26 protein-coding genes are annotated in these 20314 nt (G+C 67.0%); 9 read left to right on the top strand and 17 right to left on the bottom strand.

Features of this window, described 5'->3' with window-relative positions; all coding sequences use genetic code 11:
* Positions 1-16: 16 nt before the first annotated feature.
* Positions 17-418 (bottom strand): hypothetical protein, encoded by a 402-nt coding sequence (locus AVT10_RS14495; protein WP_066693002.1) that lies wholly within the window; start codon positions 416-418, stop codon positions 17-19.
* Positions 419-453: 35 nt separating this feature from the next.
* Positions 454-1017, bottom strand: a complete 564-nt coding sequence (locus AVT10_RS14490) for a hypothetical protein (protein ID WP_126014376.1) — start codon at positions 1015-1017, stop codon at positions 454-456.
* A gap of 45 nt (positions 1018-1062) precedes the next feature.
* Here AVT10_RS14490 and AVT10_RS14485 point away from each other — a divergent pair, with 45 nt between their 5' ends.
* A complete protein-coding gene (locus AVT10_RS14485; protein WP_066692998.1) occupies positions 1063-1734 on the top strand; it encodes a glutathione S-transferase family protein in 672 nt (223 codons plus the stop codon).
* Positions 1735-2039: 305 nt separating this feature from the next.
* Here the strand turns inward: AVT10_RS14485 and rpoN are convergent, their stop codons facing one another.
* The 6 genes from rpoN to AVT10_RS14455 form a co-directional block, all read right to left on the bottom strand.
* A complete protein-coding gene (gene rpoN / locus AVT10_RS14480) occupies positions 2040-3530 on the bottom strand; it encodes an RNA polymerase factor sigma-54 (protein ID WP_066692995.1) in 1491 nt (496 codons plus the stop codon).
* Between the two features lie 5 nt (positions 3531-3535).
* Positions 3536-4321: an LPS export ABC transporter ATP-binding protein gene (gene lptB / locus AVT10_RS14475; protein WP_066692992.1), complete on the bottom strand. Its 786-nt coding sequence runs from the start codon at positions 4319-4321 to the stop codon at positions 3536-3538.
* 213 nt (positions 4322-4534) lie between these two features.
* Positions 4535-5077, bottom strand: a complete 543-nt coding sequence (locus AVT10_RS14470) for an LptA/OstA family protein (protein WP_066692989.1) — start codon at positions 5075-5077, stop codon at positions 4535-4537.
* Positions 5078-5083: 6 nt separating this feature from the next.
* Positions 5084-5722, bottom strand: a complete 639-nt coding sequence (gene lptC / locus AVT10_RS14465; protein WP_066692987.1) for an LPS export ABC transporter periplasmic protein LptC — start codon at positions 5720-5722, stop codon at positions 5084-5086.
* A gap of 9 nt (positions 5723-5731) precedes the next feature.
* The gene (locus AVT10_RS14460; RefSeq protein WP_066692986.1) at positions 5732-6352 is read right to left on the bottom strand and encodes a ribonuclease D; all 621 of its coding nucleotides are present in this window, start codon (positions 6350-6352) and stop codon (positions 5732-5734) included.
* 70 nt (positions 6353-6422) lie between these two features.
* Positions 6423-7238, bottom strand: coding sequence for a TerC family protein (locus tag AVT10_RS14455; RefSeq protein ID WP_066692985.1), 816 nt, complete (start codon positions 7236-7238; stop codon positions 6423-6425).
* 207 nt (positions 7239-7445) lie between these two features.
* Between AVT10_RS14455 and AVT10_RS18875 the strand changes: the two genes are divergently transcribed.
* Both AVT10_RS18875 and AVT10_RS14445 read left to right on the top strand, forming a co-directional pair.
* On the top strand, positions 7446-8303 hold the full coding sequence (locus AVT10_RS18875; protein WP_066692982.1) for a cold-shock protein: 858 nt from the start codon (positions 7446-7448) through the stop codon (positions 8301-8303).
* A 324-nt stretch (positions 8304-8627) separates the two neighbouring features.
* The gene (locus AVT10_RS14445; RefSeq protein WP_420038512.1) at positions 8628-8984 is read left to right on the top strand and encodes a bleomycin resistance protein; all 357 of its coding nucleotides are present in this window, start codon (positions 8628-8630) and stop codon (positions 8982-8984) included.
* A gap of 86 nt (positions 8985-9070) precedes the next feature.
* On the opposite strand, the gene AVT10_RS14440 is transcribed toward AVT10_RS14445, so the two are convergent.
* Both AVT10_RS14440 and AVT10_RS14435 read right to left on the bottom strand, forming a co-directional pair.
* Positions 9071-9505, bottom strand: a complete 435-nt coding sequence (locus AVT10_RS14440) for a hypothetical protein (RefSeq protein WP_066692976.1) — start codon at positions 9503-9505, stop codon at positions 9071-9073.
* Complete coding sequence (locus AVT10_RS14435) at positions 9502-10428, bottom strand: acyl-CoA desaturase (RefSeq protein WP_066692973.1); 927 nt, start codon at positions 10426-10428, stop codon at positions 9502-9504. The genes AVT10_RS14440 and AVT10_RS14435 overlap by 4 nt, the downstream gene beginning before the upstream one ends.
* Positions 10429-10512: 84 nt before the next feature.
* Between AVT10_RS14435 and AVT10_RS14430 the strand changes: the two genes are divergently transcribed.
* The 3 genes from AVT10_RS14430 to AVT10_RS14420 are packed head-to-tail and all read left to right on the top strand — an operon-like array spanning position 10513 to position 12666.
* The gene (locus tag AVT10_RS14430) at positions 10513-10833 is read left to right on the top strand and encodes a metalloregulator ArsR/SmtB family transcription factor (RefSeq protein WP_066692971.1); all 321 of its coding nucleotides are present in this window, start codon (positions 10513-10515) and stop codon (positions 10831-10833) included.
* A 38-nt stretch (positions 10834-10871) separates the two neighbouring features.
* Positions 10872-11822: a glutathione S-transferase family protein gene (locus AVT10_RS14425; protein WP_066692969.1), complete on the top strand. Its 951-nt coding sequence runs from the start codon at positions 10872-10874 to the stop codon at positions 11820-11822.
* 43 nt (positions 11823-11865) lie between these two features.
* On the top strand, positions 11866-12666 hold the full coding sequence (locus AVT10_RS14420; RefSeq protein ID WP_126014374.1) for a glutaminyl-peptide cyclotransferase: 801 nt from the start codon (positions 11866-11868) through the stop codon (positions 12664-12666).
* A gap of 106 nt (positions 12667-12772) precedes the next feature.
* On the opposite strand, the gene AVT10_RS14415 is transcribed toward AVT10_RS14420, so the two are convergent.
* The 5 genes from AVT10_RS14415 to AVT10_RS14395 form a co-directional block, all read right to left on the bottom strand.
* Positions 12773-14386 carry a cisplatin damage response ATP-dependent DNA ligase gene (locus AVT10_RS14415; RefSeq protein WP_066692967.1) on the bottom strand — a complete coding sequence of 538 codons (1614 nt, stop codon included), beginning with the start codon at positions 14384-14386 and terminating at the stop codon, positions 12773-12775.
* Positions 14387-14397: 11 nt separating this feature from the next.
* Positions 14398-14583, bottom strand: a complete 186-nt coding sequence (locus AVT10_RS14410) for a DUF1328 family protein (RefSeq protein WP_066692965.1) — start codon at positions 14581-14583, stop codon at positions 14398-14400.
* A gap of 140 nt (positions 14584-14723) precedes the next feature.
* Positions 14724-15215: a Dps family protein gene (locus AVT10_RS14405; RefSeq protein ID WP_066692963.1), complete on the bottom strand. Its 492-nt coding sequence runs from the start codon at positions 15213-15215 to the stop codon at positions 14724-14726.
* Between the two features lie 107 nt (positions 15216-15322).
* Positions 15323-15883 carry a TMEM165/GDT1 family protein gene (locus AVT10_RS14400; RefSeq protein WP_066692962.1) on the bottom strand — a complete coding sequence of 187 codons (561 nt, stop codon included), beginning with the start codon at positions 15881-15883 and terminating at the stop codon, positions 15323-15325.
* A gap of 12 nt (positions 15884-15895) precedes the next feature.
* On the bottom strand, positions 15896-16180 hold the full coding sequence (locus AVT10_RS14395; protein ID WP_066692959.1) for a hypothetical protein: 285 nt from the start codon (positions 16178-16180) through the stop codon (positions 15896-15898).
* A 183-nt stretch (positions 16181-16363) separates the two neighbouring features.
* On the opposite strand from AVT10_RS14395, the gene rpmG reads away from it, so the two are divergent.
* Complete coding sequence (rpmG, locus tag AVT10_RS14390) at positions 16364-16531, top strand: 50S ribosomal protein L33 (protein WP_055757016.1); 168 nt, start codon at positions 16364-16366, stop codon at positions 16529-16531.
* A 275-nt stretch (positions 16532-16806) separates the two neighbouring features.
* Here rpmG and AVT10_RS14385 read toward each other — a convergent pair whose 3' ends face one another.
* Entirely contained in the window at positions 16807-17109 is a 303-nt protein-coding gene (locus AVT10_RS14385) for a hypothetical protein (RefSeq protein WP_066692954.1), read from the bottom strand.
* Between the two features lie 84 nt (positions 17110-17193).
* Between AVT10_RS14385 and AVT10_RS14380 the strand changes: the two genes are divergently transcribed.
* Together AVT10_RS14380 and AVT10_RS14375 are read left to right on the top strand one after the other, a co-directional pair.
* Positions 17194-17616, top strand: coding sequence for a CBS domain-containing protein (locus tag AVT10_RS14380; RefSeq protein WP_066693016.1), 423 nt, complete (start codon positions 17194-17196; stop codon positions 17614-17616).
* A gap of 45 nt (positions 17617-17661) precedes the next feature.
* Complete coding sequence (locus AVT10_RS14375; protein ID WP_066692951.1) at positions 17662-18615, top strand: hypothetical protein; 954 nt, start codon at positions 17662-17664, stop codon at positions 18613-18615.
* On the opposite strand, the gene AVT10_RS14370 is transcribed toward AVT10_RS14375, so the two are convergent.
* Positions 18602-20071, bottom strand: a complete 1470-nt coding sequence (locus AVT10_RS14370; RefSeq protein WP_066692945.1) for a lipopolysaccharide biosynthesis protein — start codon at positions 20069-20071, stop codon at positions 18602-18604. The two genes, AVT10_RS14375 and AVT10_RS14370, sit on opposite strands and share 14 nt — an antisense overlap.
* Positions 20072-20314: the final 243 nt, after the last annotated feature.

The following is a 20314-nucleotide window of genomic DNA, read 5'->3' as shown; positions in this document are numbered from 1 at the left end:
GGTGGTCCCGGGCCGGTCAGCCGGCCCGGGACGCCATCCGCAGCGGTGTCTGCGGGGACAGCAGCCATGCCTCCGCTTCCTCGATATCGGCGAAATATTGCGTGTCGCGACCATGCGCGGCGCGGCGGATCTGCATCGCGGCCAGCGAGCGGCCGACGACGAACGCGATCCGGCGCGAGACGGTGCGCGGATCGGCAAGCAACTGGCGGAAGGCGGCGACGCTGTCGGCGGCCTGGATATCCATCGCGCGGATATCGACCAGCGTCAGATGCTCGTTGGGACGCGTCCGCAACGCGAGGAGTTCGCGATCGCGCGCAGCGGCGAACCGCGCGATGTCCGCCGGTTCGAAAAAGCCCGCCATGGTGATGTGCATCAGCGCATGCGGGATGTCGTTGCGGATCGAGAAGGTCGCTTCCATGCCGTTGGCTGTAGGGCAAAAAACTTGCCAGCAGGTTAGCTTGCCACCCGCACGGTCCTCCGCCGGATCGCCAGCCAGCCGAACGCGCCATAGACCGCCAGCGCCGGCCAGCCGCCATCGGTCGCGAAGAGATAGGCGATCCCGACCATCGCCAGTGCCGCGGCGGTGACGAGGGCAAGGCGGATCGGGAGCGCCGCCGCCAGCAGGACCGCGCCGGCCAGCGTCGCGGCCAGCGCTTGCATCCCCAGCCACGCATAGGAACCGGTGGCGCCGAGCGAACCGACGCCCGGCAGCTTGACCGTCGCGAAGCCGCGCATCGCATTGGGGAAGGTATCGGCGGCGAGGTGCAGGCCGATGCCGATCGCGAGGCCGGCCATGACCGGGCGCCAGCGCGTGGCGAACAGGGCGAGGGCAAGCGGCAGCAGCGAATGGGTCAGGCCGCTACGATGGCCGAGCGGCAGCAGCAGGTCGAGATCGGGCAGGGTCGTGCCGGAAAGTCCTGCACAGACGACTGCCACCGCCTGAACCGCCGGGCGCGGCGAGCGGTCGGCGAGCAGGATCGCCACGACCAACCAGACCAGACTGCCGAGCAACCCCACACGAATCCCCTTCCGCCCGGCCAGCCTGCGGCCTAACACGGACCCATGTGGCAGCTCCTGCAATTCCCGCTATGTCCTTTCTCGCGGAAAGTCCGCCTGCTGCTGGCGGAAAAGAGCATCGGCTATCAGCCGGTGCGCGAATCGCCCTGGGCGCGGCGCGACGAGTTCCTGCACATCAATCCGGCCGGGCAGACCCCGGTGATGATCGATGACGAAGCCGGCATCCGGCTGATCGATTCGATGGCGATCTGCGAATATATCGAGGAGACGGGCGACAAGCCCGCCATGCTGAACGGCAGCGCCGCCGACCGCGCCGAACAGCGGCGGCTGGTGACGTGGTTCGACACGCAATTCTATCGCGAGATCACAGGTCCCTTGCTGATGGAGCGGATGGAGAAGCGCATCGTCCACCGCCAGACGCCCGATACGCGGGTACTGCGCGAGGCGATGAAGGCGGCGGTCGAGCATCTCGACTATATCGATTATCTGCTCGACCATCGGCAGTGGATCGGCGGCGCGACGATGAGCCTCGCCGACCTGGCGGCGGCGGCGCAGATTTCGATCGCCGATTATCTGGGCGGGATCGATTTCAAGACGCACGACCTGGCGAAGCGCTGGTATGTCGGCATGAAGAGCCGCCCGAGCTTTCGCCCGCTGCTGGCCGAGCGGATGGAAGGCGTGCCGCCGCCGGCGGATTATGAGAAATTGGACGTTTAGGACGACCTTTCCAAATCCCCCGTTGGGTTCGAGCAGCTTCGAGCTTGTCGAGAAGCGTCCGTCGAGAACGCCTGTCCAGCGGAACCCCGTTCTCGATACGCGCTCTCGACAGGCTCGATCGCTACTCGAACCACACGGGCTTGAATGATTTGAAGCATTTAGCGGCAACGCCGGTTCCAAAGTTCACTAAGTTCACACTCGTGCGCGTTTTACGGCGTGCGTGACCTTGCCCGGTAAAAGGACGCGAATGGACGGTGGGAAAGAGCGCCGGCCATCATGGCGACGCTGCCCCGTGTAGGAAAGTCCTACCCGCCCAGCGCCTTTTGCCGGCGGCGCTGGACCGACGACCCTAGCCCGATCGCCTCGCGATATTTGGCGACCGTCCGCCTGGCGATATCGAAGCCCTTGGCGTTCAGCAGTTCGACCAGCGTGTCGTCGGACAGGATCTTCTTGGGGTCCTCGTTCGCGATCAGGGTGCGGATCGCGTCCTTGACCGCAAGTGCCGACACCGCCTCGCCGCCATCGGCCGACTGGATGGCGGAGGTGAAGAAATATTTCAGCTCGAACAGCCCGCGCGGGCAGGAAAGATATTTGTTCGAGGTCACCCGGCTGACGGTCGATTCGTGCATCTCGATCGCTTCGGCCACCTTGGCGAGGGTCAGCGGGCGGAGATGGGCGACGCCCTGGCGGAAGAACGCCTCCTGCTGCTTCACGATCTCGGTCGCGACCTTCAGGATGGTGCGCTGCCGCTGGTCGAGCGCCTTTACCAGCCAGTTGGCGCTGGCGAGGCAGTCGGACAGCCATGCTTTCGACGATTTGTCGCCATTGGCGCTGAGTTCGGCGAAATAGCCGCGATTGACGAGGACGCGCGGGAGGGTGGCGCCGTTGATCTCCACCGCCCAGCCGTCCTTGCGCGGCGCGACGATCAGGTCGGGGACGACCGATTGGGTGCGCTCTCCGCCGAACCGGCAGCCGGGTTTGGGATCATAGCCGCGCAGTTCGCGGATCATGTCGGCGAGGTCTTCGTCGTCGACCTCACAGATGCGGCGCAGCTGCGGCAGGGCACCGCGCGCGACGAGATCGAGATTGTCGATCAGCCGCGCCATGCAGGGATCGTAGCGGTCGACCTCCTTCGCCTGGATCGTCAGGCATTCGGCGAGGCTGCGCGCGCCGACGCCGCTGGGGTCGAAGGTCTGGACGATGCCCAGCACCGCTTCGACGCGGGCGAGCGGGATGCCGAGGCGATGGGCGATGTCGAGCAGCGAGCCGGTGAGATAGCCGCATTCGTCGATCTGGTCGATGATCGCGCTGGCGATGAACAGGTCGGCACCGGCGACACAGGTCCCGGCCTGTTGCAGCAGATGGTCGGCGAGCGAGACGTCGTCGCTGGCGAAGGTGTCGAAGTCGGGGCCTTCGTCGAACCCGCCACCCCCGGTCGCGGCGAGGCCGAGGCCCCCGTCGAGCGAGCCGACCCCGTCCGACGGGCTGTCATGGTGGAAGGTGTCGCCCAGATCGAGATCGAGCGATTCGCCGCTCGCCGCGCCGATGCCGAGCAGTTCGTCCGACCCGGCGGGTTCGCTGGCGGTCGCGACGGGTTCGGCGGCGTCGAAGGCGGGGCCGTCATCGTCGCTGCCGCCGCCGCCGGAATCGAGCAGCGGGTTTTTTTCGATCTCTTCGGCGATGAACCCCTCAATCTCCAGATTCGACAGCGCGAGCAGGCGGATCGCCTGCTGCAGCTGCGGCGTCATCACCAGCGATTGCGACTGGCGCAGGTCGAGGCGAGGGGCGAGGCTCATGGCGGTTAGAGTTCGAAGCCTTCGCCGAGATAGAGGCGGCGGACATTGGCGTCGGCGACCAGTTCGGCGGGCGACCCGGCGAACAGCACGCGGCCGTCATAGATGATGTAGGCGCGATCGACGATTTCGAGCGTCTCGCGGACATTATGGTCGGTGATCAGCACGCCGATGCCGCGCGACTTGAGCTGGATGACGAGGTCGCGAATGTCGGCGATCGAGATCGGGTCGATGCCGGCGAACGGTTCGTCGAGCAGGATGATCGTCGGGTTCGCCGCCAGCGCACGGGCGATTTCGGCGCGGCGCCGCTCACCGCCCGACAGCGCCATGGCGGAGGCTGCGCGCAGGCGGGTGAGGCCGAATTCGTCGAGCAGCTGTTCGAGCCGCTCGGCGCGCGCCGCCTTGTCCGGCTCGGCCAGTTCGAGGACGGCGAGGATGTTCTTTTCGACCGACAGGCCGCGAAAGATCGAGGTTTCCTGCGGGAGATAGCCCAGCCCGAGGATCGCGCGGCGATACATCGGCAGCGCGGTGATATCCTCACCGTCGAGCAGGATGCGGCCGGCATCGGGCTTCACCAGGCCCATGGCGGAATAGAAGCTGGTGGTCTTGCCCGCGCCATTGGGGCCTAGCAGGCCGACGACCTCGCCCCGCCCGACCGACATCGACACGTCGGACAGCACGACGCGCTTGTCATAGGATTTGGCGATCGACACGACCGACAGCCCGCGGTCCGAGGGGACTTCCGCAAACGGGCGGGCTTCGGTGGCGGGGGTCAGCAGGGTGGTGTCGGGCATCGGCAACGTCCTGATCGCATGGCGATGGTTACCGCGACGTTATCGCCGCGACTTTGGCAGGATTATTGCATGGACAGCGAGGGGAAGGGAAGGTCTGTTCGGTGGTTCGGGCGCGATATGCGGTCAGTTCGTGCCGGTTTTCGGCGATACCGTCGCACCGTTATTCCGTCACCCCGGGTCAAGCCCAGGGTGACGTGGTTTTGCTGTCCGACGTCAATTCCGCTTCGGCACCGAGAATCGGCCGGTGACCCGTCCGCCGCTCTGCTGCACGCCGCCGCCGGGTGCCGCGCTGCTGCCGACGCCCGATCCGTCGATGGTCGCGCGGCCGGTGTCGAGGTCGATCGACAGGCGCCCGCCGTTCAGCGTGTTGGCGCCCTGCGTCAGCCGCACGCCGCCGATCATCGTCACCACGCGGCGGTTGATGTCATACACGGCAAAGCGCGACCGTGCGGTCTGGTCCGGGCGGGTCAGCACGACATTGCCGGTGGCGTCGATCCGCGTCGCCTGTGGCGAACCGTCGGTGATCTGTCCGCTATAGGCGATGACGACGCGGTCGGCGTTCAGCGTCATGGTCGACTGGCGGAACACCGCGCCACCGGTGAACACGGCGCGCTGCTGCTTGTCCTGCAGTTCGATGGCGTTGGCCGATACGTCGATCGGTGCGTTCGAATCATGCCGGGTCTGTGCCGGCGCCGACCCCGCGACCGCGAGGAGGGCGATGGTGGCGGCAAGGCCCGGTAGCGCATAGCGAATCATGGGCGACTATTTCGTGCGTGCCGGGTCGATGCGCAAGCGGGCATTGCCGGTGAGGCGCACGGTGCGCGCCTCCAGATCGGCGTCGAGCCGGTCGCCGCTGAAATTGCCCATCGACGTGGTGCCGGTGACTGCGCCGCCGCTGCGCAGCCGGCGGGTCTTCAGGTCGACGGTGGCGTTGGTGGTGTCGAGCGAATAGCCGTTGGCGGCGCGGAACTGGATCGGGCCCAGCACATCGACCTGTTCGGAGCGCATGTCATAGCGGCCGCGCGGCGCGGTCAGGCGGGCGGGGCCGTCGGGCAGGCGGATGCCGGCGGCCAGTTCCTGCATCTGGACCACCGGTTCGGCCGAGCTTTTCTGCACCGCCGATCCGGCGTCGAGGACGAAGGGCTGGCCCTTGGCATCCTGTCCGCGATATTCGGCGGCGCGCAGGCGCATGCGTTCCTGCGCGACATCGACCTTGTTCTTGTCGAGCACGAAGCTGGTGTCGCCGCGCATGAACAAAGGCGCCATCACCAGGAACGCCGCCAGCACGCCGATGGCGATCGGCAGCGCGACCATCAGCGTCGCGATCAGCCGGTCATGCGCGCTGCCGGGCGCGGCGCGGCGTTGCCGGCGCGTTCGTTCCTGGCGGGCGATTTCCGACATGGCCGTCCCTTACATATGCGCGAAGATGTCGATTTCCGGCCAGCCGGCGATATCCAGCCGCGCGCGATGCGGCAGGAAGTCGAAGCACGCCTGCGCCAGATCGGTCCGCCCTTCGCGGGCGAGGCGCTTGACCAGTTCCTCGCGCAGCGCATGGAGGAAGCGCACGTCCGAGGCCGCATAGTCACGCTGCGCCTCCGAGAGGACCGGGCCGCCCCAGTCGGACGATTGCTGCTGCTTGGAAATGTCCTGGCCCAGCAGTTCGCGGACCAGCTCCTTCAGCCCGTGGCGGTCGGTATAGGTCCGCACCAGTCGCGACGCGATCTTGGTGCAGAACACCGGCGCGGCGACGACGCCCAGATAATATTCGATCGCGGCGAGGTCGAACCGGCCGAAATGATAGAGCTTGACCCGGCTCGTATCGGCCAGCACCGCCTTCAGGCTCGGCGCGGCATAGCTGCTGCCGGGGTTGAAGCGGACGAGATGCTGGTCCTCGCCGCCGTCCGACAGCTGGACGACGCACAGCCGGTCGCGCGGGGTGATGAGGCCCATCGTCTCGGTATCGACGGCGATGTCGGCGCCGGGGGCAAAGACGCCCTCGGGCAGGTCTTCTTCGTGGAAATAGACGGTCATAGGTCGCGCCTAGCGGTTGGAGAGGCGTTTGAAAATGCGCCGAAGCGCATTTTGCGGTGCCGGCACCGTCTTAACGAACAGCCTCGCGCTCGATGGCTTCGCGCGCGAGACGCTTTTTCGTCTTGGACCGGCGCGAGACGATGTTGAGCGTCTCGACCCCCGCGGAAAAGGCCATGGCGGCATAGATATAGCCCTTGGGCACATGCACGCCGAAGCCGTCGGCGATCAGCACCGCACCGATCATCAGCAGGAAGCCCAATGCCAGCATGACCACGGTCGGGTTGGCGTTGATGAAGCGCGCCAGCGGATCGGCGGCGACCAGCATGATCGCGACCGTCACGATCACCGCGGCCATCATGATCGGCACCTCGTCGGTCATGCCGACCGCGGTCAGGATCGAATCGATCGAGAACACCATGTCGAGCGCGACGATCTGCGCGATGGCCGATCCGAACGACACGGCGGCCTTGCCCTGCTTGTCGAGCGCTTCGCCGGTCGGTTCGTCGTCCATCGTGTGATGGATTTCCTTGGTCGCCTTCCACACCAGGAACAGCCCGCCCGCGATCAGGATCAGGTCGCGCCACGAAAAGGCGGTTTCGAAGCTCGGCTTGCCATAGCCGTCGACCGCTCCGGTGATGCCAAGGTCGAACACCGGGTTCGTCAGCGACACGATGAACGCGATCATCGACAGCAGCGCCAGCCGCATGACCAGCGCGAGGCCGATGCCGACTCGGCGGGCGGTCTGTTGCTGGTGCGGCGGCAGCTTGTTCGAGAGAATCGAGATGAAGATGAGGTTGTCGATACCCAGCACGACCTCCAGCACGACCAGGGTCAGGAAGGCGGCCCAGGCGGCCGGGTCGGTCAGAAGTGCCAAAATGGTATCCATGGGGCGAATCTGTGCCGGTTTCGCCACAATTGTACAAGGTTCGGGACGACGGGAAGCATTGCTGCGGCGAAATTGGTTTGGGCCTGCGGTGTTTTAGGCTATGGCAGGGGAGTGGCACCCGGTTTGGCGGTGCCCGGACACCTGCGTTTTTCGCTCGACGCTTGGGTTTACGATGAAGTTGGGCGAACCGGGAAGACGAACAGGGCAATGAGTTTCGATCGAGGACGGCGCGGCGAGCGCGGTGGGCGCGGCAGGGACAAGCGCGACGGTTTTGGTGACGACAGCTACGGCGGCGGCGGCTTCGGTGGCGGCGGCTTCGGCGGTGACCGTGGCGGTTTCGGTGGCGGCGGCTTCGGCGGTGGCGATCGTGGCGGCTTCGGTGGCGGCTATGGCGGCGGCGACCGTGGTGGTTTCGGCGGCGGTGATCGCGGCGGCTTCGGCGGCGGTGATCGCGGCGGCTTCGGCGGCGGCGGTGGCGGCTTCCGTGGCGGCGGCGGCGGCTTTGGTGGTGGCGGCGGCGGTGGCCGCGGCATGCCGCCGCAGGTCGTCGGCGAAGCGACCGGCGTGGTCAAGTTCTTCAACGCGCAGAAGGGCTTCGGCTTCGTGGTCCGCGATGACGGCGGCGAAGACGTGTTCGTGCACATCTCGGCGGTCGAGCAGGCGGGCCTCAGCGCCCTTGCCGAAGGCCAGCCGATGGGCTTCACCCTTGTCGATCGTGGCGGCCGCATCTCGGCGACCGACCTCAAGATCGACGGCGAACCCCTGCCGGTCACCGGCGGCGGCGCCCCGCGCGAACCGCGCGAAGGCGGCCCGCGTGGCGGCGGCATGGGCGGCCCGCAGCGGCAGCTGACCGGCGAGCGCGCGAGCGGCGTCGTGAAGTTCTTCAACGCGATGAAGGGCTTCGGCTTCATCCAGCGCGACGATGGCCAGCCGGACGCGTTCGTCCATATCTCGGCCGTCGAGCGCGCGGGTCTGCCGACGCTCAACGAAGGCGACCGGCTCGAATTCGAGCTGGAAGTCGATCGTCGCGGCAAGCACGCAGCGGTGAACCTCAACAAGCTGTGAGGTTCTCGCTTCGGCGATGAATTGGGGGCCGGCTGTCCGATGGGATAGCCGGCCCCTTTTCGTTTGGGTGGCTGGGAACGTCTTGTTCGTGTGCCGGTGCCGTGCCGCTGCTGGTAAGCCCGGACGATCGTGCCGCCTGGTTCCTGCGCTGGCGGGCGGAGCGAGAATGGGACGCGTGGATCCGCTGTCCGCTCGATGCGCCGAACGCGCTGTCCGGACCAGCCATCGGTTGGATCGCCGCTCACGTGAGGATAGGATGCCGCGGCGTACGGGCAGGAGCATCGGTCGCCGGCTGTACCGCGGCCTTTTATCGAGAGGATGACGATGGACCGGGCCACGCCCAACCTGCCGTCGCGCGATTTTGCGGTGACGTCGGACTTTTATGCCAAGCTGGGATTCGAGGAGGCGTGGCGCGATGCGGGGTGGATGATCCTCACGCGGGGCGACTTGCAGCTGGAATTCTTCGCGTGGCCGGACTTCGACCCGACGACCAGCGGCTATGGCAGCTGTCTGCGCCTGGATGACGTCGATGCTTTTTATGCGGTGGTGAAGGCGGCGGGGGTGCCCGAACAGGCGACCGGCTTTCCCCGATTGCAGCCGCCGGTGCCGCAGAACGGACTGCGGATCGGCGCGTTGCTCGATCCCGATTGTTCGCTGTTGCGCCTGATCGGGGAGATTTGAGCGGGCCGTTGCGACGGGGCTCTCGACGGACACTTCTCGACAGGCTCGAAGCTGCTCGAACCGAACGGGGTGTGGCTGGAAGGGGTTCAGCGTCGTGGATAGCCAAGCCGATGGGCGATCCGGCCTGCACAGAGGCCGGTAACGCAGTAGCCGATAAAGTCGAGCGGTTCGTCGAACCAGCGGGCTCCCGGATCGCCGACGATCGCCATGACCGCACCGATCAGGGCGCCGGCGATCAGCCCGAAACGCAGCGCGTCGCGTTGGCGCTGTCGCTCCGACCGTATCGCAAAGTCCCATAGCGGCAGCCCGAGCATCAGGCAGATCGGCACGGCGATGAACGATCCGAAGACGATCCCGAACAGCCCCAACCGGATCAGTCCGGGAAGGCGGCCGTCGACAACCGGTCGATGGTCGATGACCTCGCGCAGTCCCCAGGCGGTAACCAGTATGGCAACGGCCGCAATGGCCGCCACGGTGACCGATGCGATACGTCGGCAGATCGACGGCGCGGCGACGCTCACGCGATCCTTTCCACCACCGTTGCGCCGTGCACTCGCCGCAACCCGGCGCGAGGCGGCAGGTCGGCCGGTTCGTTCAGCGCGCTGACCCAGCCGACGCGCCGCAGCGCCAGCAACAGCCACCAGCCCGGATCATGCTGACCCGGCAGGACACCCAGCCTCACCGATTCGGGAAAGGCATGGTGGTTGCCGTGCCACGCTTCGCCAAAGGTAATGAGCGCGGCGACGGGAAGGTCGTGGCCCTGTACCCCCGCGCCGTCGATCACCCAGCCCTGCGGCCCGGTCCGGTGGGTGATGTGGCCGACCAGCCAGTGGCCGGTGACGCCGACCGCGACTCGGGCGGCCACGCCCCACACCAGCCACGGCATCCCGCCAACGGCGAAGAACAGCAGCGCCCAGGGGAGTTGCTGCGCCATCCAGCTCGCCTCCAGCCAGCGCAGGAACCGGTCGTCACGCAGGCGGGCTTCGGGGACGAAGCACGGCGGATGGTCTAGGTCGAGCCGGCAATGCATTTGCCACCACGCATCCTGCAGCATCGGCGCGCGATGGGCGTGGAGCGGGTGGCATTCGGGCTGACGTTGCGCCCAGTCGCGCATGTCGTGCAGCCGGACCATGCCCAGCGGCCCGGCCATGCCGACCAAGGTACCGAGATAGACCAGCAGCCGTTCCAGCCACAGCGGTGCGACGAAGCTGCGGTGGATCAGCAACCGGTGCAGCCCGACCGAATGGCCGGCACACAGCGTTACCGCGCTGGTGCCGAGGAACAGCAGCACGCTGCCGAAGGTGGTGTGGAACGGGACAAGGGTGAGCGCGGCGAGCGTCATGCCGCCGATCCACAACGATCGTCCGGGCGCCCAGCGGACCCGCCCGTGTACGGCGCAGCTGGTTTCGGTAGCCTTCATCCGCAACGTCGAGCAATCAGCCATAACAGAGCCCTTCGATAATTAGGAAATAACCTAAATAACGAAGCATATTTGTCAAGCCGGTGCTCCACGCCTATCTATCGCTTCATGCAGCGCGTGTTCGAAGCATTGGCGTCGGTCCCCCGGCGCAAGATCCTCGCCTATCTGGCGCATGCCGAATTGAGCGCGGGCGAGATTGCGGCGCGGTTCGACATGTCGAAACCGTCGATCTCGCAGCATCTCTCGATCCTAGAATCGGCCGGACTGGTCAGCAGCGAGAAGCGCGGGCAGTTCGTCTATTATCGGCTGGTACCCGACAATCTGACCAACACGCTGAACGGTTTCGTGCAGGAAGTCTGTCCGGTTGCCCGCCCGCTCAAGCGCGAAAGTGCGGCTCGGCGGGACGGCGGGAACCCCGACGCGGCCTGAGCGCGTTGCACGCGCGACGACATGCGAAGGGATTGCCGATGGGAATGCTGCAAAACGGGGTGTGGACCAATGATACGCCGGTCGCGCCGACCGATGCGTCGGGCAATTTCCAGCGGGCGGAGAGCGGGTTTCGCGACTGGCTGACGCGCGACGGGGCGCCGGGGCCGGATGGACAGACCGGCGTTCCGGCGGCGGCGGATCGCTATCACCTCTATGTCAGCCTTGCCTGTCCCTGGGCGCATCGCACGCTGGTCGTCCGGGCGCTCAAAGGGCTGGAGGCGATGCTGCCGGTGACGGTCGTCGGGCCGGTGATGGGCGCGCAGGGGTGGAGCTTTGCCGGGGCATTCGGCGGGACCGGCGATCCGGTCAATGGCGTGGATCACCTGCACCAGCTTTATGCCATGGCCGGTCCGGACATGACCGGGAAGGTCACCGTGCCGGTGCTGTGGGACATGCAGGAGCGGCGCATCGTGAACAACGAATCGTCGGAGATCATCCGGATGCTGAACACCGCGTTCGACGATGTGGGTGCCAGGCCGGGCGACTTCTATCCCGCTGAACTGCGCGACGAGATCGATGCGGTGAACGAGCGGGTCTATGCGACGGTCAATAACGGCGTGTACCGCGCGGGCTTCGCGACGACGCAAGGCGCCTATGACGAAGCGGTCCATGCGCTGTTCGCATCGCTCGATTGGCTGGAGGATCGGTTGACGGGCGAATGGCTGGTCGGCGAGCGGCTGACCGAGGCGGATATCCGGCTGTTCACGACACTGGTGCGCTTCGATCCCGTGTATCACGGGCATTTCAAGTGCAATATCCGACGGCTGGTCGATTATCCGCGGCTGCGCGCGCTGGCCGAACGTATCGCCGCGCTGCCAGGCGTCGCCGACACGATCGACCTCGACCAGATCAAGACGCACTATTATCGCAGCCACAAGGATATCAATCCGACCGGCATCGTGCCGGCCGGCCCGGCGGTGCCGTTCTGAACGGTTCAGGTACGCGCAAGGAGGAGGCGAGAAAGACATGCGCATGATCCGCTGGACACTGCCGCTGGGCCTTGCGCTCGCCACCACCGCCGTCGTGGCCCAGACCGGCGCGCCCCCCGCCGCGCATGTACCGGTCCCGGTCGAGGGCATCTCGGCACGGATCGTCGCACGCTATCCGCATGATCGCGCCGCCTTCACGCAGGGGCTGGTGTGGCATGACGGCAGCCTGTTCGAGAGTACCGGCCAGCCCGGCGTGTCGGACGTGCGGCGGGTGCGGCTGAACGACGGCAAGGTGCTAGCGCGCACGAAGCTGCCGGGATTGCAGTTCGGCGAGGGGCTGGCGGTCGATGGCAAACAGCTGGTCAGCATCACCTGGCAGGACGGGATCGCGCACCGTTGGGACGCACGCACGCTCAAGTCGGTCGGGCGGGCGCGCTATCCGGGCGAGGGATGGGGGCTGGCGAACGACGGGACCTCGCTGATCCTGTCGGACGGGACGCCGACCTTGCGGTTCATGGACCCCAAGACGTTCAAGGAGAAGCGGCGGGTGACGATCACCGCCAATGGCCGCCCGGTGCACAACCTCAACGAGCTGGAGATGATCGACGGCAAGCTGTGGGGCAATATCTGGCACCGCGACTATATCGTGCGGATCGATCCGGCGACCGGCGAGGTCGACGGGCTGGTCAACCTGGCGCCGCTGCGCGCGGAGCTGGGACCGCTCGATCCGGAGGCGGTGCTGAACGGGATTGCGTGGGATGCGGCGGGGAAGCGTTTGTTCGTGACCGGGAAATGGTGGCCGACCTTGTTCGAGATTGCGTTAGAGCCGGTGCCGCAGGGTTGAGCGTATCCCCGCGCACGCGGGGATCCAGGGTCGCATGCGCTGACGTGGGTTCCGCTTGGCTCTGGACCCCCGCCTGCGCGGGGGTACGGTTTCGTCTGTGGGTGAGTTAGCTCACCCATTTCAACAGCGTCGCGATATGGTCGGCCTCCGCCGCCGGCTTGTCGAGCCGGATGCGGCTGATGCGGGGGAAGCGCATTGCGACGCCCGATTTGTGGCGTTTGGACGCGTGGATCGAATCGAACGCGACCTCGAACACCAGGGTCTTTTCCACCTCACGCACCGGGCCGAAGCGGTTGATCGTGTGCTGGCGGACGAAGCGGTCGAGGTCCTTCAGCTCGGCATCGGTGAAGCCGGAGTAGGCCTTGCCGACCGGCAGCAGCTCGCCGCCTTGCGCAGGGTCGGCGGTCCAGCAGCCGAAGGTATAGTCGGAATAGAAGGACGATCGCTTGCCGCTGCCGCGCTGCGCGTACATCAGCACGCAATCGGCGACGAGCGGATCGCGCTTCCATTTATACCACAGCCCGACCCGACGGCCGGCGACATAGGGGGAGTCGCGGCGTTTCAGCATGACGCCCTCGATCGCCGAATCGCGCGCGCGACTGCGGATGTTGGCCAGTTCGGCGAAGTCGGCGGCGTCGATCAGACGGGAGAGGTCGAAAGTCGTCGGGTCGAGGCGGGGGACGAAGGTTTCGAGCCGGGCGCGGCGTTCGTGCCAGGGCCGTTCGCGCAGGTCCTCGGCACCGTCGAACAGGATGTCGTAGAGGCGGACGAAGGCGGGATAGTCGGCCAGCATCGCCTTCGACACGAGTTTCCGCCCCAGCCGCTGTTGCAGCGCGTTGAAGCTGGCCGCGCCGGTGTCGTCGGCGTGGAGCGCATCGCCTTGGCCTTGCCCCCGCACCAGCAACTCGCCATCGAGGACGCCTGGAGTGCGGAACGCGGCGGCGACTTCGGGAAAGGCGGCGGTGATGTCGTCGCCGGCGCGGCTGTAGAGTCGGGTTTCGCCGCCGACATGGACCAGCTGCACCCGGATGCCGTCCCATTTCCATTCGGCGGCATAGTCGGCAAGGTCGACCACGCCGTCGTCGAGCGGATGGGCGAGCATGAACGGGCGGAACACCGGCAGGTCGGCGGCATGCGGCTGTTCGGCGCGACCCTCCGCCCAGTCGAACAGTTCGGTGTAAGGCGGGGCGAGGCCGTGCCACACCTCCTCCACCGCATCGACGTCGAGACCGAACGCCTGCGCCAGCGCGGTCTTGGCGAGGCGGGCGGACACGCCGACGCGCAGGCCACCGGTGGCGAGCTTGAGCAGGGCAAAACGTTCGTCCGACTCGAGCCGGTCGAGCATGGCGGCCAGCGCGCGCGGCGCGTCGGAGCGCGACAGGCTGCGCAGCCGGGTGACGACGGTATCGAGCGTCAGCGGATCGGCATCGGTCACGCTGCCCGGCGGCGGTTCGGGCCAGAGCAGCGCGACGGTTTCCGCCGTGTCGCCGACGAAGTCGCGACTCATCGCGAACAGCACCGGATCGGTCCGTTCGGTGATGAGCGCGCGGATCGCGGCGGACTTGACCGCCGGCAGGTCAAGGTCGCCGGTCAGCGCGGCGATCGCCCAACCCCGGTCGGGGTCGGGCGTCTCGCGCAGATACGTGCCGATCAACGCCAGCTTGGCGTTGCGCGACCGGGTATAGATCAACCGGTCGAGCAGATCGGCAAAGGCGCGCATCGCTGGCGGCTTCAGTCGATCGCGTTCTTCACGCCCTTGCCGGCGAGCAGACCCAGCACGAGCAATATGGCGAAGATGGCGATGGCGACGAAGAACAGGATCTTGGCGATGCCGACGAACGCACCACCGACGCCGCCGAAGCCCAAGGCGCCCAGCACCAGACCCAGTACCAGGAAGATGACGGCCCATTTCAACATGTCGGTGCTCCGGCTTGACGGGGGGCAGGATCGCCCTGTTCCCAGAAGCGCGTGGGGGGCAGGTGCGGTTCCGGATGCGACAAAAAGCCCGCCGGTGCGGATGGCACCGGCGGGCCCTGGCATGGTCCGGCGGGAAGGGATCAGCCCTTGCGCGCGGCTTCGAACAGGAACCAGGCGCGCTCTTCGGCTTCGTCGATCCAGTCGTCGGCGAGGCTGCTGGTGGCGGTGTCGCCGGCATCCTCGGCGGCTTCGCGGGCTTCGCGCAGGCGTTCGACCAGCTTGAGATTGTCGTCGCGCAGCTCGGCGAGCATGTCGTCGGGCTTCACGAAATCCTTGTCATTGTCCTTGATCGCGGTGCGGCGCGAAATGTCGCCGATCGAGCGCAGCGTGGTGTTGCCGGTCTTGCGCACGCGCTCGGCAATGACGTCGGTTACCGCGAGGATCTGCGACGCCTGATCGTCGAGCATCAGGTGATAGTCGCGGAAATGCGGGCCGGAGACGTGCCAGTGGAAATTCTTGGTCTTGAGATAGAGGGTGAAGCAGTCGGCCAGGGCGGCGTTCAAGCCATCGGCGACGCTGGCGACCTTGTTGTTGGGGAGGTCGGTCGGCGTGTCGAGCGCGGGGTTGGTCACGGGATTTTCTCCGGCTGGATATGATTCGGTTCAGCAACGATTGCGGTGCCGAATCTTTCCCGCGCTGTCGGTTCAAAAAAATCGGTCGGCCTGATCGACCGGCTGGATCACAGCAGGCGGAGCGCGCCAAGGCCGATGATCGCGCCGCTCAGCAACAGCAGTCCCGCCACGACCGGCCGGATCACGCGGAACGGCAATTGTTGCCAGCCGCGTTCGCCCAGCGTCGCGGCGGCGCTGCACAGGGCGATGGTCGCCAGCGTCGCGCCGATGGTGCCCGCCACCGGATCGGGCGTGCGGGCGACCAGCGCGAAGACGAGGAACTGGGCACGGTCGCCCAGCGCCAGGATGCCGATCCCGAGGAAGCCGGTCAGCCAGCCGGGCAGCCGCCAATGATCGAGTCGGTCCTTGATCCGCGCCGGGAACAGCGCCGCCCCGCCCGCCGAGAGCAAGGCGAGCGCCAGCAACAGACTGCGCGCATTGGGGGTGAGATAGGGCGCGACCAGCATGCCGCCGACCGCCGCCAGCGCGAAGCCGATCGCCTGCGCGACGAGGCCGGCGGTGGTCGCCGCCGATCCGTGCCGGTCGGCGAGGATCGCGCTCAACAGTGCCGGACGATCGCCGACTCCCGCCAGCAGGACCGCGACCAGCGCGGGAACGAGCGGGTCCATGCGTGTCGTGGTTCAGCCGGCGAGGCGTACCGAACAGGCGGCGGCATAGGCCTGCGCCGTCGCGACGTCGCTGCGCCCGCAGCGAACCGCGTCGCGGGCCAGCGCCGTCCATTCCTGCAGCGAGGCACGCTCGCCGCGCGCGATGGCGGCATCGACCAGCGCGAGGACCGACAGCGCCGGCAGGCTCGATTCGGCGGTGGCGATGGCGCGAATCGCCTCGATCTCGGCATAGGGATGGGTCGCGCCGCCCCGGGTCATCGCCCGTTCCGCATCGATATGCACCGACTCGATCCGCATTGCCGTCTCCTTCATCCTCTTGAATCCCAACCTGCAATGCAGAGGTTACGTTCCGATGAAGGCGTCCAGCCTTGACTCGGGCGCGCGATTGCCGCATGCGCCCCCAACTTGCAGCAGCCCGCGTCGTGGCGGGTCGCTTTCCATTGTCATTTGCGGGCGTCATGCCCAAGGGGTTTTTGGGTCATGGCAAAGCCGACCACCGTCAAGATCAAGCTCGTCAGCTCGGCCGATACCGGCTTCTTCTATGTCACCAAGAAGAACCCGCGCAACCAGACCGAGAAGCTGACCTTCCGCAAGTACGACCCGGTCGTGCGCAAGCATGTCGAGTTCAAGGAAGCGAAGATCAAGTAAGCGCGTCCGGCCCGCAGCCGGGCCGATTCGTTTCGCGAAAACCCGCCGGGGGCTGAGGCTCCCGGCGGGTTTTGCGTTTTGGGGCGGTTGCGATTTTGGTCCTTCCCTATCGTCACCCCGGGCTTGACCCGGGGTCCCGCTTCTTCTTCTTCTTCTGGCGTCGGAGAGAAGCGGGACCCCGGGGCAAGCCCGGGGTGACGCGGGATGGGCGCGCGAACTGCGCGCCACGAAGCGCTTATGGACTCCTGCCTTCGCGAAAGTGACCAACCGGACGCCTACTCCCGCGGATCCCGCCCCGGATCGCGCTCGGCATTGAACGAATCGACCGCGGCGTCATGACCGGAGCCGTTGCTCAGGAACACCAGCGCCATCAGCACACCGCCCAGCATCACCGATCCGCCGACCCCACCCAGCGTCGCGGCGGCGATGATCCAGTTCATCGACCCGATCCACCACCAGATGCCGCCCAGCGCGACCAGTGCGGCGACGATCGACACGCCACCCATGATCTTGAGCAGCCAGCGAAACCGCGCCCACGCGAACGCGGCATAGTCGGGGTCGTCCAGATCGTTCGCCATGGCTTTTCATTGGGCGCGAAGCGTGGAATTCTCAACCCCATGGACGCGATGCGGGAGGGAACCGCCGCGCAGGAGGAGAGGGCGATGACGATCGCGGCGATTTCGGGCGGGCGGGACGTGGTGTCGGTCGGGGCCGACATGCCGGTGCGCGAGGTGGTGGCGTTGCTGACGCAGCATCGCATCGGCGCGGTGCCGGTGCTGGTCGACAATCGGGTCGCCGGCATCTTTTCGGAACGCGACGTGGTGCACGCGCTGGTCGAGGTCGGTGCGGACGTGCTCGAAATGGCGGTCGGCGAACGGATGAGCAGCCCGGTGGTGACCGTGCCACCCTCCGCATCGATCCTCGGCGCATTGTCGCTGATGACGCAGCGACGCATCCGTCACCTGCCGGTGGTCGAGCGCGACGCGCTGGTCGGGTTCGTGTCGATCGGCGATCTGGTCAAGCATCGCATCGACGGGATCGAGGCGGAGGCGAACGCGATGCGCGCCTATATCCAGCAGGCGTAAGTGCGCGTTGACCGGCGGTTAAGGCGGCAGCGATAGAGCGGCATCATGGCAACTCCCTCGCTCGCCGAACATCTCAACTGGCACGTCAAGCAATGGCTGCACCGCCGGCTGGCACGGCGCGTGCTCGCCACCCCGCCGATCGCGACGGGCGACGATGGCGTGATCCTGTTCTCGATGATCGGGACGGCGGTGCTGCTGCCCTATCTGGTCGCGGTGAAGTCGCTGCTGCAACGGCTCGGGCGCGGGCGGGTGGTCATCCTCGACGACGGGACGCTGACCGCCGCCGACCATGCGGTGCTGGCGCATCATCTGAACCGTCCGCGCATCATCGCGATCGGTGATGTCGATACCGGGCCGTGTCCGCGCGGCGGGACATGGGAGCGGTTGCTGACCATCCTCGACCTGCGCAGCCGTGCCTATGTGATCCAGGTCGATTCGGACACGGTGACGCTGGGCGACCTGCACGAGGTGCGCGCGGCGATCGATGCCGGGCGTGATTTTACGTTGCGCGGCGAGGCGAGCGCCGAACGCCGCACCGCGTCAGAGCTGGCGCGCGATCGGGCCGGCGTCGATCCGCGCGCGGCGGGGCTGCATGTGCAGGACGCGGCGGAGGCGGCGATCGGATCGGTAGAACTGCCGGGGCATGGGCCGCTCCATTATGTGCGCGGCTGTTCGGGCTTTGCCGGTTTTGCGCCGGGCGGGCCGGGGCGCGAAATGGCCGAAGGTTTCTCGCTGGCGATGGACGCGGCGATCGGCCGGGCGAGCTGGTCGCGCTGGGGCAGCGAGCAGGTGACGTCGAACTTCGTCGTCGCCAATGGCCGCGATCCGCTGCTGCTGCCGTACGACCGGTATCTGAACTTCTGGAATGCGGCGCTGTTCGGACGGGCGACATTCGCGACCGATCCGGCGTTCGTCCACTTCATCGGCACCTATCGCTTCCATGGCGACGCCTATCTGGCGGCGACTCGTACCGCGATCGAACGGCTCAGGACCGCCTGAGCATCGCCCAGGCGTCGAGCACCGCGCTGCGGGCGAAGAGCCACAGGCTGCCGGCATAGACCGCGCCGCCGACCACCACCGGCAGCGCCAGCATCGGCACCGGCGACAGCGGCCCGGCGGCATGGACGGCCAGGGTTACGGCACCCGCCATCGCCGCCCCTGCGCCGAACGCCGGCGCCACCGCGCGGGCGAAGGCTCCCACCGACAACCCGATGACCGGCAGCGCCCGCGCGGCGACGATCGCCAGCAGGATCGGATGCGCGACGATCCACGCTCCGGCCACGCCCTCGATCCCGAACCGCGCGCCGATCAGGAAGGCGATCGGCAGGACGATCGCACCGATCGCGGTCGTGCCGGCGGTGGTGCCGGGCTTGCCCATCGCGTCGACTGCCGGAGGGAAAAGCGCTTGCAGCGTCATGAACGGCATGGCGATGCCGAGCAGGGTCACCAGCGGCGCGGCCTCCGCCCATTGCGGCCCAAGCGCGATCGCCACCGCCGGTCCGGCGGTCACCGCCAGGCCAATGAAGAAGGGTACTGCGACCAGCATCAGCACCCGCACCGACCGGACGAACCCGTTCGCGACCGCCGCCGGATCGTCGCGCATCCGGGCATAGGCGGAGAAGGCGACCTCGTTGATCGGCGGCACGACCTTGTTGGTGAAGATCTGGGTCAGGAACAGCGCGGTGGTGTAGATACCGACCGCATGCGCGTCGAAGAAGCGCCCGGCAACGAGGATATCGGCCTGGCTCTGGGCGAAGCTCAGCAAACTCGCGCCCGCCACGATCCCGCCATAGCGGGCGAGATGGCCCGCACCGCGAAAGTCGAAGCTCGGCCACATCCAGGCACGGGCGGCGATCATCAGCCCGATCGCACGCGTCGCGAACAGGGTGGCGGGCGCCAGCACCAGCGTCCACACGCCAAGGCCGGCATAGGCCCCTCCGATCGCCGCCAGCGCTCCGGCGAGCGACGACAGCAGATTGACCTGCGCCTGCCGATGGAAATCCATCCGCCGCGCCAGTAGCGCGTAGGCAAAGGAGCTGAACGGCGTGGTGAGGTACAGAAGGGCCTGCACCCGCAACAGGTCGGCGACGAACGGCTCGCGATAATAGGCGGCGGCCAGCGGGGCGAGGGCGAACTGCACGCCGCCCAGCACGATGTTGAGCAGCAGCAGCATCCCGAACACCTGCCGCTCCTCGCGACGCGAGACATTGCCATGCTGAATCAGCGCATTGGCTAGGCCATGGCCGTTGAGCATGTTGAGCAGCAACAGCACGACCCCGGTCATCGCGACCAGTCCATAGTCGCCCGGCGTCAGCAGCCGGATGACGAGGAAGGTCGACGCCCACGACACGATCTGCCCGACAATCTGGCTTCCCGAACGCCAGATGACGGCGCGACGGACCTGGTTCCCGAGCGATTCGGAGGGGGAAGGGGCTGATTCGGCGGGGCTTTCCATCACACCACCTTTTAACCCGATCGATTGAGAGGGGGTAAACCCGCGGATTTCCGCCGATCTGCAACTTTCTCGAAACAAAATTGCAAAAAGCCGTTGACGGGTCGGGCGACCCCCCGTAGAGGGCTGTTCACCGGACGGGGCGAGCTACTCGCTTCCACAGAGACAGCGAAACGCAGGCGACGCGATCTGCCCTTCCTAAAGAGGGGTAGCGAAGCGACGCCGGTATTGTTGTCTAGTTCTTTG

This window comes from Sphingomonas hankookensis, assembly GCF_001619955.1.
Classification (GTDB): Bacteria; Pseudomonadota; Alphaproteobacteria; order Sphingomonadales; family Sphingomonadaceae; genus Sphingomonas; species Sphingomonas hankookensis_A.
This window is presented reverse-complemented; position numbering and strand designations above follow the sequence as displayed.